The following is a 15,947-nucleotide window of genomic DNA, read 5'->3' on the forward strand; positions in this document are numbered from 1 at the left end:
GTCCCACCGCTGTCCCCCGTAAAGGGGATGCGAGGTACGACAGCAGGGCAGCCGAAGGAGCATGCGGTGAACACCGAGCGACCCGAGAACGACGAGGGCGGCTCCGCCGAGGAGAGCGGCGTCGAGGCGAGCAACGTCGAGGAGAGTGACGTCGGGGAAAGTGACCTTCCGGCGGAGGCCGCAGACGCTTCGGCGGAGACCGCGGACGCCCCGGCGGAGGCCGCAGACGCTTCGGCGGAGACCGCAGACGCCCCGGCGGAGGCCGCAGACGCCCCGGCGGCCTCGGACACTCCGGATGCCACAGACGTGCCGGACCCCTCAGACGCCTCCCCCGACGCCACAGACGTCACCGACGTCACCGACGTCACCGAGACCGGCGCCCCCGAGGAGGCTGACGCGTCCGGCGGGGTGCGGCGGCGCTCCCCCGTGCTCATCGCCTCCGTCGCGGCCGCCGTGCTGCTGGTGGGTGGCGGCGGCGCCTATCTGACCTCGAGCGCGTCCGCCGGAGGCGCCGGCTCCGGGGCGCCCTCCGGTGACGGCGCCCCCGCGCCGCTCGTCCTCGACGACTACTCCGCCGCCTCCGCGGGCGGTACGAACGGCATCGCACCCGGCGAGCCGAACCCGTACGGCGTGACGTACCAGGCCACCGGCACGCTCCCCTCCACTCCCGGCTCCGCGCCCGTGTACTGGGCGAAGGGCGAGGTCACCAAGGCCGAGGTGGCCGATCTGGCGAAGGCGCTGGGGGTGGACGGGACGCCGGCGGTCGACGGGGCGGCCTGGAAGGTCGGCTCGGGGAACGACGGCTCGGGGCCGGTGCTGCGGGTGAACCGGCAGGCGCCGGGCATGTGGACGTTCACCCGGTACGCGCCCGGCACCGACGACTGCACCGGCGGCATCGCCGTGTGCAAGAAGGATCCCGCCGCTCCGGCCACCGCCCCGGTGAGCGAGGCGGCCGCGAAGAAGGCGGCGGCGCCGATCCTGAAGGCGGTCGGGCAGGACGACGCCAAGATCGACGCGAGCCAGATCATGGGCGCCCAGCGGGTCGTGAACGCCGACCCCGTGATCGGCGGACTGACCAGCTCCGGCTGGACGACCGGGATCAGTGTGAACGCGCAGGGCGAGGTCGTCGGCGCGAACGGGCAGCTGAAGACGCCGGTGAAGGGCGACACGTACCCCTTGCTCAGTGCGCGGGAGGCGCTGGACGCGTTGAACGCCGCGCCGGGGACCGACCATCGGATGGGCATCGGGGGCTGTGCGAGTCCGGTGCCGCTCAAGGACCGGCTGGAGAGCCCGTGCGGGTCGTCGACGGCCGCCCCGCAGCAGGAGACGGCGACGGTCGAGCACGCGGTGCTCGGACTCGCCCCGCACACCTCGGGCGGCCGGCAGGTGCTCGTGCCGTCCTGGCTGTTCGACGTACGGGCGAGCGCGGGCGGCGACGACTACACGGTGACGCAGCCGGCGGTCGACCCCGCCTATCTGACGTCCGCGACGACGGCCGCGCCGCTTCCGACGCCGACCTCGACGGCCACCTCCGGTCCGCAGAACGTGCAGGTGGACGGCTACACCGTCGAGGGCAGCGAGCTGGTCGTGAGCTTCACCGGCGGGGTGTGCGGCGACTACGAGTCGACGGCGTCCGAGAGCGGGGACGAGGTGAAGGTCACCGTGACCGAGACGCCCTGGCCGGACAAGGTCTGCATCATGATCGCCAAGGAGTACCACCAGACCGTGAAGCTGGACGAGCCGCTCGGCAGCCGGAAGGTCGTCGGCTCCGACGGCAAGGCGATCCCGCTGGAGAAGACGGGGGCGCGGCTGCCGCAGGTGCAGTAGGGCCACCAGGGCAGACGCAAGGCGGCGGCCCCCCTTCGAAGGGGGGCCGCCGCCTTGTGTCGTCCGCGACGGCTCAGCCGCCTCGGACGGTTCAGCTGAAGGAGTCGCCGCAGGCGCAGGAGCCCGTCGCGTTCGGGTTGTCGATCGTGAAGCCCTGCTTCTCGATGGTGTCGACGAAGTCGATGGACGCGCCGCCCAGGTACGGGGCGCTCATCCGGTCGGTGACGACCTTGACGCCGTCGAAGTCCTTGACGACGTCGCCGTCGAGGGAGCGCTCGTCGAAGAAGAGCTGGTAGCGCAGGCCGGAGCAGCCACCGGGCTGAACGGCGACACGCAGGGCCAGGTCCTCGCGGCCTTCCTGGTCGAGCAGGGCCTTGACCTTCGCCGCGGCGGCGTCGGACAGGATGATGCCGTCGGTGACGGTGCTGGTCTCGTCCGATACGGACATCTACATCTCTCCCGGGTTGTACGGAGACTGCTTGCCGACGGTTGCAACCGACGGGGCCGCGGATTCATTCCGGGCCGAGCTCTTGTCTTTTCGTTCCCTTCTCATGCTCGCACATGCGGTTGCGAGCGGAAAATGCCTGCGGACACGCCTCCGGCGCTTCTCCGGGATTCACGTCACATCGACGCTATGACCATCGTCAAAGTGACGGTATGCGGGTTATGATAGATAACGTCAGATCGACGAAAAGTAGAAAGGGTGCGTGTCGTGACCACCGCCCAGACCACGGAGCTCGACGTAAAGCCGTCTCCGCTCGCCCTGTTGCTGCTCGGCCGTGAGGCCGACCCGAGGAGCGAGCGGGGCGTCGAGTGTCCCGGCGACCTGCCCTCCCCGTCCGACCCGGACCTGGTGGAGCGGGCCCGCGCGGCCAAGGAGAAGCTCGGTGACAAGGTCTTCGTGCTCGGCCACCACTACCAGCGCGACGAGGTCATCCAGTTCGCCGACGTCACGGGCGACTCCTTCAAGCTGGCCCGGGACGCGGCCGCACGCCCGGAGGCCGAGTACATCGTGTTCTGCGGTGTGCACTTCATGGCCGAGTCCGCCGACATCCTGACCTCCGACGACCAGAAGGTCGTGCTGCCCGACCTCGCCGCCGGCTGCTCCATGGCCGACATGGCGACGGCCGAGCAGGTCGCCGAGTGCTGGGACGTGCTGACCGAGGCCGGCATAGCCGAGCAGGTCGTGCCCGTCTCGTACATGAACTCGTCCGCCGACATCAAGGCGTTCACGGGGAAGCACGGCGGCACGATCTGCACCTCCTCCAACGCCCAGCGGGCCCTGGAGTGGGCCTTCGACCAGGGGGACGACCCCTCGACGACGAAGGTGCTGTTCCTGCCCGACCAGCACCTGGGCCGCAACACGGCCGTGCGCGACATGGGCATGTCCCTGGAGGACTGCGTCCTCTACAACCCGCACAAGCCGAACGGCGGGCTGACCGTCGAGCAGCTGCGCGACGCGAAGATGATCCTGTGGCGCGGCCACTGCTCGGTGCACGGCCGCTTCAGCCTGGAGTCGGTCGAGGACGTGCGCGCCCGGATCCCCGGCGTCAACGTGCTCGTGCACCCCGAGTGCCGGCACGAGGTCGTGTCCGCGGCGGACTACGTCGGCTCGACCGAGTACATCATCAAGGCGCTGGAGGCGGCCCCGGCCGGCTCCAAGTGGGCCATCGGCACCGAGCTGAACCTGGTCCGCCGGCTGGCGAACCGTTTCGCGCCCGAGGGCAAGGAGATCGTCTTCCTCGACAAGACGGTCTGCTTCTGCTCGACCATGAACCGCATCGACCTCCCCCACCTGGTCTGGACCCTGGAGTCCCTCGCCGAGGGCAAGCTGGTCAACCGGATCGAGGTCGACGAGGAGACCGAGGCGTACGCGAAGCTGGCGCTGGAGCGGATGCTGGCGCTGCCGTAACCCCGTAGGCCCGTAGGCCCGTAGGCCCTCGCAGGCTCCCGTAGGCCCGAGATGCCCTTCCCCCGCAGAGCAAGCCCGCGGGGGAAGGGCACCGGCCGGTCAGGGCGTCACACGCCGGCCGGCTCGGGCGTCCTCTCCGGCTCCGGCGCCTGCCGCTTCGCCGCGCGCTTCTGCGCCCGGCGCTCCTTGCGCAGTTCGAGCATCGCGTAGAGCGTCGGGACCAGGAGCAGGGTGAGCAGGGTCGAGGTGATCAGACCGCCGATCACGACCACCGCCAGCGGCTGGGCGATGAAGCCGCCCTCGCCGGTGACGCCCAGGGCCATCGGGAGCAGGGCGAAGACGGTCGCCAGGGCCGTCATGAGGATGGGCCGCAGCCGGTGCCGGCCGCCTTCCACCACGGCCTCCACGACGCCGTAGCCCTGCTTCCGGTACTGGTTGATCAGGTCGATCAGGACGATCGCGTTGGTCACCACGATGCCGATGAGCATCAGCATGCCGATCATCGCGGGGACGCCCATCGGGGTGCCCGTGACGATCAGCAGGCCGATCGCGCCGGTCGCCGCGAACGGGATGGAGACCAGCAGGATCAGCGGCTGCACGAGCGACCGGAACGTCGCCACCAGCAGCATGAAGACGATCGCGATCGCCGCGAGCATCGCCAGGCCGAGGTTGGCGAAGGCGTCGTCCTGGTCCTGGCTGACCCCGCCGATCTCGGCCGTGGCGCCCGCCGGGAGCTTCAGGGCGTCGATCTCGGACTGGAGCTTCGTGCTGACCGCGCCCGTGTTGTCGCCGGTCGGCCGGGCGGTGACGGTCGCCGCCCGCTGACCGTCGATCCGGGTCATCGACACCGGTCCGTCGACCACCTGGACGGTGGCGATGTCGCCCAGCCTCACCGCGCCCAGGCGCAGCGACCTCAGCTGGTCCAGGGTCTCGGCGGGCTTCGCCGAGCGGATGACGACGTCGCGCTCGGTGTCGTCCAGGACGGCCTTCGCGGCCGTCGTCCCGCGCACCGCCTGGGCGACCGCGGCGCCCAGCGTCTGGTCGTCGAAGCCGGCCGCGGCGGCCTTGGCGTTGGCCTTGACCGAGATGCGCGGCACGCTCTGCGAGAGGTCGCTGGTCACGTCGGTGACGTGGTCGAGGCCGGCCACGGCCTTGCGGACCTGCTCGGCCGCCGTGCGCAGCACGTCCCCGTCGGCCGCCTTCACCACGACGCTGAGGTCCTGGCTGCCGAAGCCGTCGCCGGCGGCGACGGTGGTGGTCCCGATGCCGTCGAGCTTCTTCAGCCCGTCCTCGATGCGGTCCTGGACGTCGTCGTAGGACGCCGAGTCCGTCAGCATCACCTGGTAGGACGCCTGGTTGGTGTCGGTGCCGCCGCCGAAGGCCGCCATGAAGCCGGAGGAGCCGACGGTGACCTGGTAGTCCTTCACGCCCTTGACGCCGGCGAGCAGCCGCTCGACCTTCTTCGCCTGGACGTCGGTGGCGGCCAGGCTGGTGCCGGGCTTCAGCTCCTGCTTGACCGTCAGGACCTGCTGCTCCCCCTGGTCGAAGAAGTTGGTCTTCAGCAGGGGCGCCATGCCGAAGGTGCCGACCAGGACGACGACCGCGATGGCCACGCTGGTCAGCCGGCGCCGGGTCGCGAAGCGCAGGACGGGGACGTAGAGGCGCTGGAGGCGGCTCTTCGCCTCCTTCTCCTCGGCCGCGCGGCGGGCTTCCTCGGCGTCCCGGGACGTGCCCTTGGGGGCGCGCAGGAACCAGTACGACAGGACCGGGACGACCGTCAGCGAGACCAGCAGGGAGGCCAGCAGGGCCGCCGTCACGGTGAGGCTGAACGCGCCGAACAGGGCGCCCACCATGCCGCCGACCAGGCCGATTGGCAGGAACACGGCGACCGTGGTGAGGGTGGAGGAGGTGACCGCGCCGGCCACCTCGCGGACGGCGGCGATGATCGCCGTCTGGCGCTCCTCGCCGTAGCCGAGGTGGCGTTTGATGTTCTCCAGGACGACGATCGAGTCGTCGACGACCCGGCCGATCGCGATGGTCAGCGCGCCCAGGGTCAGCATGTTCAGGGAGAGGTCGCGCGTCCACAGCACGATCAGGGCCAGGACGACCGACAGCGGGATGCTGACCGCCGTCACCAGCGTGGAGCGCAGCGAGGCCAGGAAGACCAGGATGACGAGGACCGCGAAGAGCAGACCGAGCGCGCCCTCGGTCGTCAGGCCCTCGATGGCCTTCGACACGGCCGGGCCCTGGTCGCTGACGACGGTGATCGTCGCGCCGGAGCCGAGGTCCCGGCGCAGGCCGGGCAGCTTGTCCTCGACGGCGTTCGAGATGGCGACCGCGCTGCCGTCGTGGTCCATGGTGACCATGACCGCGAGGCTGGGCCTGCCGTCGGTGCGGGTGAGGGAGTCGGCCGGGGCCTCCTCCTGCTGCACGGCCGATACGTCGCCGACCCGTACCGGCTTCTTGCCGCCGACGCCGGGGATCGTCAGGTCCTCGATCTGCTGTACGGAGGTGTAGCCGCCGCCGACCTGGACGGTGCGGTTGGCGCCCGACTCGTCGAAGGAGCCGGCCGGGACGGTCGCGCCGCCCGCCTGGAGGGCCTGGGCGAGGGCCTGCGTGGTCAGGCCGGCCTTCGCCAGCTTCGCGTCGTCGGGGGTGACCGAGACCTGGAGGTCGCGGACTCCGGTGACGGTGACCTGGCCGACGCCGTCGACGTCCCGCAGGGCGGGGACGACGCTCCGGTCGAGCTGGTCGGCGAGGGCCTGCTGGTCCTTGTCGGAGGTGACGGCGAGGACGACGGTCGGCATGTCGTCGGTGGAACCGGCGACGACCTGCGGGTCCACGGCGTCCGGGAGCTGGACGCGGGCCCGGTTGACGGCCTGCTGGACGTCGGCGACCAGCTGCTTGGTGTCGTTGCCGTAGTCGAAGGAGGCCACGATGAGGGCGTTGCCCTCGCTGGCCGTGGAGGTCACACCGGTGATGCCGTCGACGCCCTCGAGGTTGTCCTCGATGGGCTCGATCACCTGCTTCTCGACGACGTCCGGCGAGGCGCCCTGGTACGGGGCGAGCACGGACACCATCGGCAGTTCGATGGTGGGCAGGAGCTGCTGTTTGAGCTGCGGAATCGCGATCGCGCCGAAGGCGAGCGCGACAAGGGACATCAGGCCTATCAGGGCCCGTTGCGCGAGGCTGAACTTGGACAGCCAGGACATGGGTTACGGGTCTCTCTTCTGTGAGCGGCAGAAGTGTCCCCCTCACCCTGTGGCATCACTGTGTCCCGATCCGTAGACCCCAGGTCCCGTTCCTTATGCGGCTCATACTCCGAGCGCAGTACGGCCGGGCGGACCTCACTCCACCCTCGGACGGACCAGCCCCGACTCGTACGCGATCACCACGAGCTGCGCCCGGTCGCGCGCGCCCAGCTTGGCCATGGCCCGGTTGACGTGCGTCTTCACGGTCAGCGGACTGACCTCCAGGCGCTCGGCTATCTCGTCGTTGGAGTGACCGCCGGCGACCTGCACGAGGACCTCGCGCTCGCGCACGGTGAGCGCGTCGAGCCGCCGCTGTGCGCCGGCCGGGTCGCGGTCGTCGTCCGCCGCGCCGCCCTGCGCGAGGAAGCGGGCGATCAGACCCTTGGTGGCGGCCGGCGACAGCAGCGCCTCGCCGCCCGCGGCGATCCGGATCGCGCTCAGCAGTTCCTCGGGCTCGCTGCCCTTTCCGAGGAAGCCCGAGGCGCCCGCGCGCAGCGACTGCACCACGTAGTCGTCGACCTCGAAGGTCGTCAGGATGACCACCCTGACCTGCGCCAGGGCCGGATCGGCGCTGATCAGACGGGTCGCGGCGAGACCGTCCATGCCCGGCATACGGATGTCCATCAGGACGACGTCGGCGCGCTCCTCCTTCGCCAGCGCGACCGCCTGAGCGCCGTCGGACGCCTCGCCGACCACCTCCATGTCGGGCTCCGAGTCGACGAGCACCCGGAACGCGCTGCGCAGCAGCGCCTGGTCGTCGGCGAGCAGGACGCGAATGGTCATACGGTCTCTCCCGTGGCGGCCGTGCGGGTCTTGACCGGCAGGATCGCATGGACGCGGAAGCCGCCTCCGTAGCGGGGACCGGTGGTGAGGGTGCCGCGCAGGGCGCTGACGCGCTCCCGCATGCCGAGCAGACCATGACCCCCGCCGGCCTGCGGGGGCTCCTCGTCCGTGGGGCGTCCGTCGTCGAGGACCGTGATCTCTATGTTCGGTCCCACGCGTACGACGCTCACCTCGGCCTTGGCCTCGCCTCCCGCGTGCTTCTGCACATTGGTGAGCGCCTCCTGGATGACCCGGTAGGCGGCCAGGTCCACGGCGGCGGGGAGCTTCGTCTCCTGGTCGGCTCGGGCGACCTCGATCCGAAGGCCGGCGTTGCGGAAGGTGCCGGCCAGCTCGTCGAGACGGTCCAGGCCGGGGGCGGGCTCGGTCGGGGCCTCGGGGTCGCCGGACTGGCGCAGCAGGCCGACGGTGGCGCGCAGCTCGTTGAGGGCGGAGCGGCTGGCCTCGCGGACGTGCCCGAGTGCCTCCTTGGCCTGGTCGGGGCGCTTGTCCATGACGTGCGCGGCGACTCCGGCCTGGACGTTGACCAGGGCGATGTGGTGGGCGACGACGTCGTGCAGGTCGCGGGCGATGCGCAGGCGTTCCTCGGCGACCCGGCGGCGGGCCTCCTCCTCGCGGGTGCGCTCGGCCCGCTCGGCGCGCTCGCGGATGGCCTGGACGACGGCCCGGCGGCTGCGCACGGCGTCCCCGGCGGTGGCGCCGATGCCGGTCCAGGCGAGGATGCCGAGGTTTTCCTGGGCGTACCAGGGCAGCGGTCCGGCGAGCATGGCCGCGCCGGTGAGGACCGTCATGGTGAGCAGACCGGCACGCCAGGTGGTGGGGCGGTCGGTGGTGGCGGCGACGGTGAACAGGGCGACCACGGCGGACATCGCGACCGGGTGGCGGGGGTCGCCGGTGAGGGACTCGACGAGGGAGACGGCGCCGGTGAGCGCGAGGACCGTCATGGGGGTGCGGCGGCGGAAGACGAGGGCGACGGCGCCGAGGGTCATCAGCAGGAGGCTGAAGGCGTCCGGGGTGCGCAGGCTCCAGCTGACGCCCTGTTGGCCGTGCGGGTTCACGAAGGAGCTCGCGAGCATGCACAGGAGTACGGCGGCGGCGAGGGCGGTGTCCAGGGCCAGGGGGTGCGCCTTCAGCTGGCGCTGGGCCTGAGCGAAGGGGGTCACTTTGGGGGGGTCACTTTTTGGGTACCGTCGCTTTCCGTGCCGTAGCTGGGGGGCTGCCGCCTCCAGACCCCCGCTGTCGGCCCTTTAGGGGCCTCGTCCTCAATCTCCCCCAGAGGGGGCACCCCCAGACGGGCTGCAGTGCCGTGACCGGCGCTGGAAGGTTGCCGCCCTCAGCCCGGAAAAGACCATCAGGCCCTCAGCCGGGGATCAAGCCGTCGTCGCTCAGCATCTCCCTGACCTCGTCCAGGCTGGCGTCCGGGGACGGGAGGATCAGTTCCGATGGTTCCAGGGACTCGTCGGGGAGGGTGCCGCCCAGACGCCGGACGGCGTCGAGGAGGGCGCCGAGGGTGCGGTGGAAGCCGTCCTCGTCGCCGGCCTCCATCTGCTCCAGCAGCTCGTCGTCCAGCTTGTTCAGCTCGGCGAAGTGGGAGTCGGCCAGCGTCCACTGGCCCTCCCCCATGATCCGGACGATCATGTCGGCCTCCTCGGCTCCGGGCCCCGGCGCCGGACTGCTCACTGCTTGTCGAAGCGCGGGGTGTCCTGTGGCTGCTGCTGGGACTGCGACTGGCTCGTGCCACCTTCGATGGCCTGCTGCCCGGCGGAGCTTCCTCCGGCGAGCTCGGCCTTCATGCGCTGCAGTTCCAGCTCTACATCCGTACCACCGGAGAGGCGGTCCAGCTCGGCCTGGAGGTCGTCCTTGGCGATGCCGGTGGGGTCGTCGAGGGCCCCGGAGGCCATGAGCTCGTCGAGGGCGCCGGCGCGGGCCTGGAGCTGGGCGGTCTTGTCCTCGGCGCGCTGGATGGCCAGGCCGACGTCGCCCATCTCCTCGGAGATGCCCGAGAAGGCCTCCCCGATGCGGGTCTGGGCCTGGGCGGCCGTGTAGGTGGCCTTGATGGTCTCCTTCTTGGTGCGGAAGGCGTCCACCTTGGCCTGGAGGCGCTGGGCCGCGAGGGTGAGCTTCTCCTCTTCGCCCTGGAGCGTGGAGTGCTGTGTCTCGAGGTCGGTGACCTGCTGCTGGAGGGCGGCGCGGCGGGACAGGGCCTCGCGGGCGAGGTCCTCCCGGCCGAGCGCGAGCGCCTTGCGGCCCTGGTCCTCCAGCTTGGTGGACTGGTTCTGCAGCTGGTTCAGCTGGAGTTCCAGACGCTTGCGCGAGGTGGCCACGTCGGCGACGCCGCGGCGGACCTTCTGGAGCAGCTCGAGCTGCTTCTGGTACGAGTAGTCGAGGGTTTCGCGCGGGTCCTCGGCCCGGTCAAGGGCCTTGTTCGCCTTCGCGCGGAAGATCATCCCCATACGCTTCATGACACCGCTCATGGGCTTCGCGCGCCCCCTTCTGACGGACTCCGGCACCGGCCTTGCGACAGAACCCACAGTACGGGCCCTGCATCCATTGACGCACTGTTCGGGGACGGATGCGCTCATCCCCAAGGACGACTGACCAAGGTCTTGCTCCGGCGTAAGGAGTAGGTGACCTTCAGGGTCGCCGTGTGACCGGTAGGTCACTCGACGTCCCCTCTTCCACCCATCTGACCCGGTCCGTCTTCCTGTACAGACGCCTGGTGTTGCCGGATCGTTCCCCGCCCGGCTGGGGTCCATGCCCGGGGAGCGCTTACCCTTGGGTTTTGTGTTCCGTAGCCGTGCCAAGGAAGAGAAGGCCCAGGTCGCCGACAAGGCGCCGGTGACCGACTCCAAGCAGACCCGTGACCCGCAGGCCAAGAAGGGCAGGCCCACGCCCAAGCGCAGTGAGGCCCAGTCCCAGCGCCGCAGCGTCGCCAACACGACGACGTCGCGCAAGGAGGCCTCCAAGCGCCAGCGCGACGAGCGCCGTGCGCAGCTGGAGAGGCAGCGCCAGGCGCTGGCCAGCGGCGACGAGCGCTATCTGCCCGCGCGGGACAAGGGGCCCGTGCGCAAGTTCGCGCGTGACTTCATCGACTCGCGGTTCAACGTGGCGGAGTTCTTCCTGCCCATGGCCGTGGTCATCCTCGTGCTGAGCATGGTGCGGGTGGGCGCGCTGCAGAGCATCGCGCTGCTGCTGTGGCTGGTGGTGATCGTGCTCATCGTGGTCGACTCGTTCGTCACCTCCTTCCGTCTCAAGAAGCGGCTCGCCGAGCGCTTCCCCGAGCAGAACCGCCGGGGCGCGGTGGCCTACGCCCTCATGCGCTCCCTCCAGATGCGTCGGCTCCGGCTGCCCAAGCCACAGGTCAAGCGCGGAGAGCGGCCCTGAGCACTGCGTCTTTCTCCGGGGGGGCGGCCAAGGCCTGGCTGAGCAAGCTGGGTGGGCTGCGTGACGTCGTACGCCAGGAGCTGGTGGCCCGGCAGCTCGACGAGCAGATGGCGGGGCGGTATCCGGTCGGGCGGCGGCTGCGGGTGCTCGACGTAGGGATGGGCCAGGGCACGCAGGCGCTGCGGCTGGCCCGGCTCGGTCATCAGGTGACCGGGCTCGAACAGGACACGACGATGGTCGCCGCGGCCCGCAAGGCCCTGTCCTGCGAGCCGGAGGGCATCCGGGAGCGGGTTCGGATCATCGAGGGCGACGGCCGCGACACGGGCGTGCACTTCCTGCCCGGCAGCTTCGACGTGGTGCTGTGCCACGGCGTACTGATGTACGTGGAGGAGCCCGACCCCCTGCTCGCGGGGCTGGCGCGGATGCTGGCCCAGGGCGGGCTGCTGTCGCTGCTGGTGCGCAACGCGGACGGGCTGGCCATGCGGCCGGGGCTGTCCGGCGACTGGGCGGGCGCGCTGGACGCCTTCGACAGCGTGACGTACCGCAACCGGCTGGGCCTGGACGTGCGGGCGGACCGGCTGGAGCGGCTGACGGACACGCTGGCCGGGATCGGGGCGCCGTTGCAGGCCTGGTTCGGGGTGCGGGTGTTCACGGACACGGCGGCGGACGGCGCGGAGCTTCCGCAGGACCCCGGGGCCCTGGAGACGCTGCTGGCCGCGGAGGAGCGCGCGGGGCGCACCGATCCCTATCGAAATGTGGCGGCGCTGCTGCACCTCTGCGGAGTCCGCGGCTGAAGTGCGCTCGTTCGGGTGAGACGGGCTCGCCTGGTTCTCACCCCTGACGGGGTGGCCGGGCTGCGGCCACCCCGTCGCGCGGCTACGCGGGCACGGGGCCTACGCCTCGTTCGCGTGCAGGCTCATCGGGCCGTAGATCTTGGTGGAGTCCTCGAAGAGATGCACCTGGTCCGCGCCGCCTTCGAGGAGGTCCTTCCAGATTTCCCCGATCCAGGACTCGGCGTCCCCCTGCGTGGTGAACTCCTCGGGCTGCACCGCGGGCTGGACCTCCGTCCCGTCGGCCTTCTCGAACCGCCACGTCCATGCCGCCATGTACGCCTCCCTGATGTGAACAGGTGCAAAACAGGAGCCGGATCTTGGTCCGGCTCCTGCCACGCAGCCTAGTCGGATGCGCAAGACCTGGTCAGACGCGCGAAAATCAGCTTCGTGGAAGTAACTCTGCTCGGTACCGGCGCCCCCGCGGGACTGCCCCGCCCCGACTGTTCCTGCGCGGTGTGCGCGACCTCGCTCGGGGTGCACGCGCGCGCGGCGACCGCGTTGCTCGTGGACGGGGCGCTGTTGCTGGATCTGACGCCGGGCGCGGCGTTCGCGGCGGCGCGGGCGGGACGCTCGCTGGGCGGGGTGCGGCAGGTGCTGCTGTCGCATCCGCACGACGGGCCCCCGGTGGAGGTGCCGGCCGGGCTGCCGCAGCCGGGGCGGGTGCCGGACGGACGGGAGTTGACGCTGCTGACGGGGCATCGGGTGCGGGCGGTGGCGATGGACGCGCCGGGCACCGGGTACGCGGTGACCGGCCCCGAGGGGCAGCGGCTGCTGTATCTGCCGCCGGGCGGCGCGCCCGCCGGGCTGGAGGAGGGGACGACGCCGGCCGAGCGGTACGACATGGTCCTGGCGGATCTCGTGGGGCGGCCGGACGCCCTGGCGAAGCTGCGGGCGGTCGGCGCGGTGGGACCCACTACCGACGTCGTCGCCGTCCACCTGGACCACGGCGTGCCGCCGGGCGCGGAGTCGCGGCGCCGGCTCGCGGCGGCGGGCGCGCGGGCGGTGCCGGACGGGTCGACGCTGACCGTGGGGGTGTACGAGGACGTGCCGGACGTACCGCGGCGGACGCTGGTGCTGGGCGGCGCGCGGTCGGGGAAGTCGGTGGAGGCCGAGCGGCGGCTGGAGTCCTTCCCGGACGTGCTGTACGTGGCGACCGGCGGGACCCGGGGCGGGGACACCGAGTGGGCGTCGCGGGTCTCCGCGCACCGGGAGCGGCGGCCCGGCTCATGGCGTACGACGGAGACCTGCGACCTCGTGCCCCTGCTGGCCAAGGACGGGGCGCCGCTGCTGATCGACTGTCTGTCGCTGTGGCTGACGGACGTGATGGACGCCGTCGGGGCATGGGACGACGCGATGTGGGCGGACGGGGGCGAACGGGCGCTGCGCGGGCGGGTCGCGGAGTTGGCGGGGGCCGTGCGGTCGGCCCGGCGGACGGTGGTGCTGGTGTCCAACGAGGTGGGCTCGGGGATCGTGCCGGCCACGGCGTCCGGGCGACGCTACCGGGACGAGCTGGGCCGGCTCAACGCGGCGGTCGCGGGCGAGTGCGAGGAGGTCGTGCTGGTGGTGGCGGGGCAGGCGCTGGTCCTGCGGGGACCGGCGACCGGCGCCTGACCGCAGGTTGCAGCTGGTTTCCCTGGTGGCCGATGGTCGGTGGCCGATGGCCGGTGATCAGTCGCGGCGGGCGATGATCCGGTACGCGTTCGAGAAGCGGGTGCGGCGCAGGGCCGGGGCCAGGAGGTGGTCGGCGGCCGCGGCCAGGGCGACCAGAGGGCCGGCCGCTCGGCGCAGGGGGGTCCGGCGGGCGAAGAGTGAGACGGCCGCCGCCAGGTCGTGGGGGGTGTGGGGGGCCTTGCGGTCCGTCGCCACGATCTGGCAGCCCTGGGCCTCGAGTTCCGCCCGGAGGTTGGCCAGCGGGATCAGGTGGAGATGGCGGGGCTGGTCGTAGGAGTGCCACCACTTGCCCAGGAGGGCCGCGGACGCGCTGGCCGGGTCGGGGAGTTCGAGGAGGAGGTGGCCGCCCGGGCGCAGGGCCGTCAGCGCCGCCGCGAGCTCCTGTCTGGGGTCGCGGGTGTGTTCCAGGTGGTGCAGCATGCTGACCACGTCGTAGCGGCCGCGCAGCCGGGACAGGACCTCCGGGCTCGTCAACTGGCCCCGGTGGGCCTCGTCCAGCCGGCCCGCCGCTCGCGCCCGCTCCACTCTCGGGGTGGGGTCCACCCCGTCGAACGCCGTGTAGGCGAACAGTTCCTTCGCCGTCTGAGGGAAGGCCGCGTCCCCGGTCCCCACATCCAGCCAACTTTCCGGCTCCGGGAAGGGCAGCATCGCCCGGGCCGTCGCCCTCAGGCGCCTGCGGCCGACCCGCTCGACGTCGCCCTGGACGTCGTACAGCCCGAGGCCCTCGGGGGTCAGGCGGGGGTTCTGGAAGGCGTGGGCGCAGTCGCGGCACTCGTCGACCACGAAGGTGCCGGGTCTGCGCTGGCGCAGGTCCGGGGCGCGCAGCCGGGTGCGCAGCCGTTTCGAGCCGCACCAGGGGCAGTCGTCGCGGCGCGGCTCGTGGACGGGCCTGGGGGGCATGAGCGGCTCCGGAGGGGAGATCGAGCGGGAGACGGAACGTACGACAATTCGCAGTAAAACGGAACGTATGGGATACCGATCTTGGGTGCAAAGACGTCGTGGGATTGTGGTGGCGATGTGGCGCGGAACCGTTCGATCGGTGCCGGTACTGTTCGGCGAATGAGCTCGCTTAATCTCGACGACTTCACCGATCTGATCGAGCGCCCGGACGGCGGGATGCGCCGCGACGCGGAGGCCCGCCGGGAACGTCAGATCGTGCCGCCCGGAGCGCTGGGGCGACTGGACGACCTGGGTGAGTGGCTGGCGGCGGCGCAGGGCTCGGTGCCCGTACGGCCCATCGCGCGGCCGCGGGCGGTGCTGTTCGCCGGCGACCACGGGATCGCCGAGCTCGGCGTCTCGGCGCGAGCGGCGGGCAGCGCCTCGGAGTTGGTGCGCGAGATCCTGGCGGGCGGCCGCCCGGTGGCCGTGCTCGCCCGGCGGCTCGACGTGCCCGTGCGGATCGTCGACATGGCGCTGGACTGCCCGCCGGAGACGTTCCCCGAGGACGTCGTACGGCATCGGGTGCGGCGCGGCAGCGGCCGGATCGACGTCGAGGACGCGCTGACCCTGGAAGAGGCCGAGGCGGCCTTCCTCGCCGGGGTCGCGGTGGCCGACGAGGAGGCCGACTCCGGTACGGACCTGGTGGTGCTCGGCGATGTGAGCGTGGGCGGGACGACGGCGGCCGGCGTGCTGGTCGCGGCGCTGTGCGGGACCGACGCCTCCGTGGTGACCGGGCGGGGCGGCGAGGCGATCGACGACCTGGTGTGGATGCGCAAGTGCGCCGCGATCCGGGACGCGCTGCGGCGGGCGCGGCCGGTGCTCGGGGAGCAGTTGCAGCTGCTGGCGACCGTGGGCGGCGCCGACCTCGCCGCCATGACGGGCTTTCTGCTCCAGTGCGCGGTACGGAAGTTGCCGGTGGTCCTGGACGGGGTCGTGGCGGCGGCGTGCGCGCTCGTCGGGCAGCGGATCGCGTTCCGGGCGCCGGACTGGTGGCTGGCGGCGCACAAGAGCGGCGAGCCGGGGCAGGCGAAGGCACTCGACCGGATGGCCCTGGAGCCGCTCCTGGACCAGGGCGTGACCGTGGGCGAGGGCGCGGGCGCACTGCTGGCGCTGCCCCTGGTCCAGGCCGCGGCGGCCCTGGCGGCGGAACTGCCGGAGAAGCCGCAGGAGACCGCTTCCGAGGAGCCCGAGAAGGACCCCGACAAGGACTCCCACGAGGCGGCGGACGAGGAGTCGGAGAGGCACTCGGACGAGGGGCCGGAGAAGGAGTAAAAGGAGTAAAGGGACAGG

At 71.8% G+C, this 15,947-nt stretch carries 14 protein-coding genes; 6 read left to right on the forward strand and 8 right to left on the reverse strand.

The genetic code is table 11. The features are described from left to right. Nucleotides 1–66: 66 nt before the first annotated feature. The gene (locus OG562_RS10460) at nucleotides 67–1,827 is read left to right on the forward strand and encodes a hypothetical protein (RefSeq protein ID WP_266396089.1); all 1,761 of its coding nucleotides are present in this window, start codon (nucleotides 67–69) and stop codon (nucleotides 1,825–1,827) included. A gap of 91 nt (nucleotides 1,828–1,918) precedes the next feature. Here OG562_RS10460 and erpA read toward each other — a convergent pair whose 3' ends face one another. Continuing rightward, the gene (gene erpA, locus OG562_RS10465; protein ID WP_030039301.1) at nucleotides 1,919–2,275 is read right to left on the reverse strand and encodes an iron-sulfur cluster insertion protein ErpA; all 357 of its coding nucleotides are present in this window, start codon (nucleotides 2,273–2,275) and stop codon (nucleotides 1,919–1,921) included. A gap of 264 nt (nucleotides 2,276–2,539) precedes the next feature. Here erpA and nadA point away from each other — a divergent pair, with 264 nt between their 5' ends. After that, nucleotides 2,540–3,739, forward strand: coding sequence for a quinolinate synthase NadA (gene nadA / locus OG562_RS10470; RefSeq protein WP_266396092.1), 1,200 nt, complete (start codon nucleotides 2,540–2,542; stop codon nucleotides 3,737–3,739). 107 nt (nucleotides 3,740–3,846) lie between these two features. On the opposite strand, the gene OG562_RS10475 is transcribed toward nadA, so the two are convergent. The 5 genes from OG562_RS10475 to OG562_RS10495 form a co-directional block, all read right to left on the reverse strand. After that, nucleotides 3,847–6,951 (reverse strand): efflux RND transporter permease subunit, encoded by a 3,105-nt coding sequence (locus OG562_RS10475; RefSeq protein WP_266396094.1) that lies wholly within the window; start codon nucleotides 6,949–6,951, stop codon nucleotides 3,847–3,849. A 135-nt stretch (nucleotides 6,952–7,086) separates the two neighbouring features. Continuing rightward, nucleotides 7,087–7,773 (reverse strand): response regulator transcription factor, encoded by a 687-nt coding sequence (locus OG562_RS10480; protein ID WP_266396095.1) that lies wholly within the window; start codon nucleotides 7,771–7,773, stop codon nucleotides 7,087–7,089. Beyond that, nucleotides 7,770–8,993 carry a sensor histidine kinase gene (locus OG562_RS10485; RefSeq protein WP_266396096.1) on the reverse strand — a complete coding sequence of 408 codons (1,224 nt, stop codon included), beginning with the start codon at nucleotides 8,991–8,993 and terminating at the stop codon, nucleotides 7,770–7,772. Before OG562_RS10485 ends, OG562_RS10480 begins: the two co-directional genes overlap by 4 nt. Nucleotides 8,994–9,189: 196 nt before the next feature. Then, nucleotides 9,190–9,468, reverse strand: a complete 279-nt coding sequence (locus OG562_RS10490; RefSeq protein WP_266396098.1) for a hypothetical protein — start codon at nucleotides 9,466–9,468, stop codon at nucleotides 9,190–9,192. Between the two features lie 38 nt (nucleotides 9,469–9,506). After that, nucleotides 9,507–10,277, reverse strand: a complete 771-nt coding sequence (locus OG562_RS10495; protein WP_266409167.1) for a PspA/IM30 family protein — start codon at nucleotides 10,275–10,277, stop codon at nucleotides 9,507–9,509. A 307-nt stretch (nucleotides 10,278–10,584) separates the two neighbouring features. Between OG562_RS10495 and OG562_RS10500 the strand changes: the two genes are divergently transcribed. Then, entirely contained in the window at nucleotides 10,585–11,214 is a 630-nt protein-coding gene (locus OG562_RS10500; RefSeq protein WP_266396100.1) for a DUF3043 domain-containing protein, read from the forward strand. Between the two features lie 83 nt (nucleotides 11,215–11,297). Beyond that, complete coding sequence (locus OG562_RS10505; protein ID WP_266396101.1) at nucleotides 11,298–12,008, forward strand: bifunctional 2-polyprenyl-6-hydroxyphenol methylase/3-demethylubiquinol 3-O-methyltransferase UbiG; 711 nt, start codon at nucleotides 11,298–11,300, stop codon at nucleotides 12,006–12,008. A 99-nt stretch (nucleotides 12,009–12,107) separates the two neighbouring features. On the opposite strand, the gene OG562_RS10510 is transcribed toward OG562_RS10505, so the two are convergent. Continuing rightward, the gene (locus OG562_RS10510) at nucleotides 12,108–12,320 is read right to left on the reverse strand and encodes a hypothetical protein (RefSeq protein ID WP_266396102.1); all 213 of its coding nucleotides are present in this window, start codon (nucleotides 12,318–12,320) and stop codon (nucleotides 12,108–12,110) included. A gap of 114 nt (nucleotides 12,321–12,434) precedes the next feature. Here OG562_RS10510 and OG562_RS10515 point away from each other — a divergent pair, with 114 nt between their 5' ends. After that, the gene (locus OG562_RS10515) at nucleotides 12,435–13,658 is read left to right on the forward strand and encodes a bifunctional adenosylcobinamide kinase/adenosylcobinamide-phosphate guanylyltransferase (protein WP_266396104.1); all 1,224 of its coding nucleotides are present in this window, start codon (nucleotides 12,435–12,437) and stop codon (nucleotides 13,656–13,658) included. Nucleotides 13,659–13,715: 57 nt separating this feature from the next. On the opposite strand, the gene OG562_RS10520 is transcribed toward OG562_RS10515, so the two are convergent. Then, on the reverse strand, nucleotides 13,716–14,618 hold the full coding sequence (locus tag OG562_RS10520) for a class I SAM-dependent methyltransferase (protein ID WP_266396105.1): 903 nt from the start codon (nucleotides 14,616–14,618) through the stop codon (nucleotides 13,716–13,718). 159 nt (nucleotides 14,619–14,777) lie between these two features. Between OG562_RS10520 and cobT the strand changes: the two genes are divergently transcribed. Next, nucleotides 14,778–15,929 (forward strand): nicotinate-nucleotide--dimethylbenzimidazole phosphoribosyltransferase, encoded by a 1,152-nt coding sequence (gene cobT, locus OG562_RS10525; RefSeq protein WP_266396107.1) that lies wholly within the window; start codon nucleotides 14,778–14,780, stop codon nucleotides 15,927–15,929. Nucleotides 15,930–15,947 lie beyond the last annotated feature (18 nt).

Source organism: Streptomyces sp. NBC_01275, assembly GCF_026340655.1.
Lineage (GTDB): Bacteria > Actinomycetota > Actinomycetes > Streptomycetales > Streptomycetaceae > Streptomyces.

Excerpts from the sequence above, each read along its gene's own strand:
- erpA (WP_030039301.1), bottom strand. The coding sequence starts at position 2,275 with ATGTCCGTATCGGACGAGACCAGCACCGTCACCGACGGCATCATCCTG.
- OG562_RS10475 (WP_266396094.1), bottom strand. The coding sequence starts at position 6,951 with ATGTCCTGGCTGTCCAAGTTCAGCCTCGCGCAACGGGCCCTGATAGGC.
- OG562_RS10480 (WP_266396095.1), bottom strand. The coding sequence starts at position 7,773 with ATGACCATTCGCGTCCTGCTCGCCGACGACCAGGCGCTGCTGCGCAGC.
- OG562_RS10490 (WP_266396098.1), bottom strand. The coding sequence starts at position 9,468 with ATGATCGTCCGGATCATGGGGGAGGGCCAGTGGACGCTGGCCGACTCC.
- OG562_RS10495 (WP_266409167.1), bottom strand. The coding sequence starts at position 10,277 with ATGATCTTCCGCGCGAAGGCGAACAAGGCCCTTGACCGGGCCGAGGAC.
- OG562_RS10500 (WP_266396100.1), top strand. The coding sequence starts at position 10,585 with ATGCCCGGGGAGCGCTTACCCTTGGGTTTTGTGTTCCGTAGCCGTGCC.
- OG562_RS10510 (WP_266396102.1), bottom strand. The coding sequence starts at position 12,320 with ATGGCGGCATGGACGTGGCGGTTCGAGAAGGCCGACGGGACGGAGGTC.
- OG562_RS10520 (WP_266396105.1), bottom strand. The coding sequence starts at position 14,618 with ATGCCCCCCAGGCCCGTCCACGAGCCGCGCCGCGACGACTGCCCCTGG.
- cobT (WP_266396107.1), top strand. The coding sequence starts at position 14,778 with ATGAGCTCGCTTAATCTCGACGACTTCACCGATCTGATCGAGCGCCCG.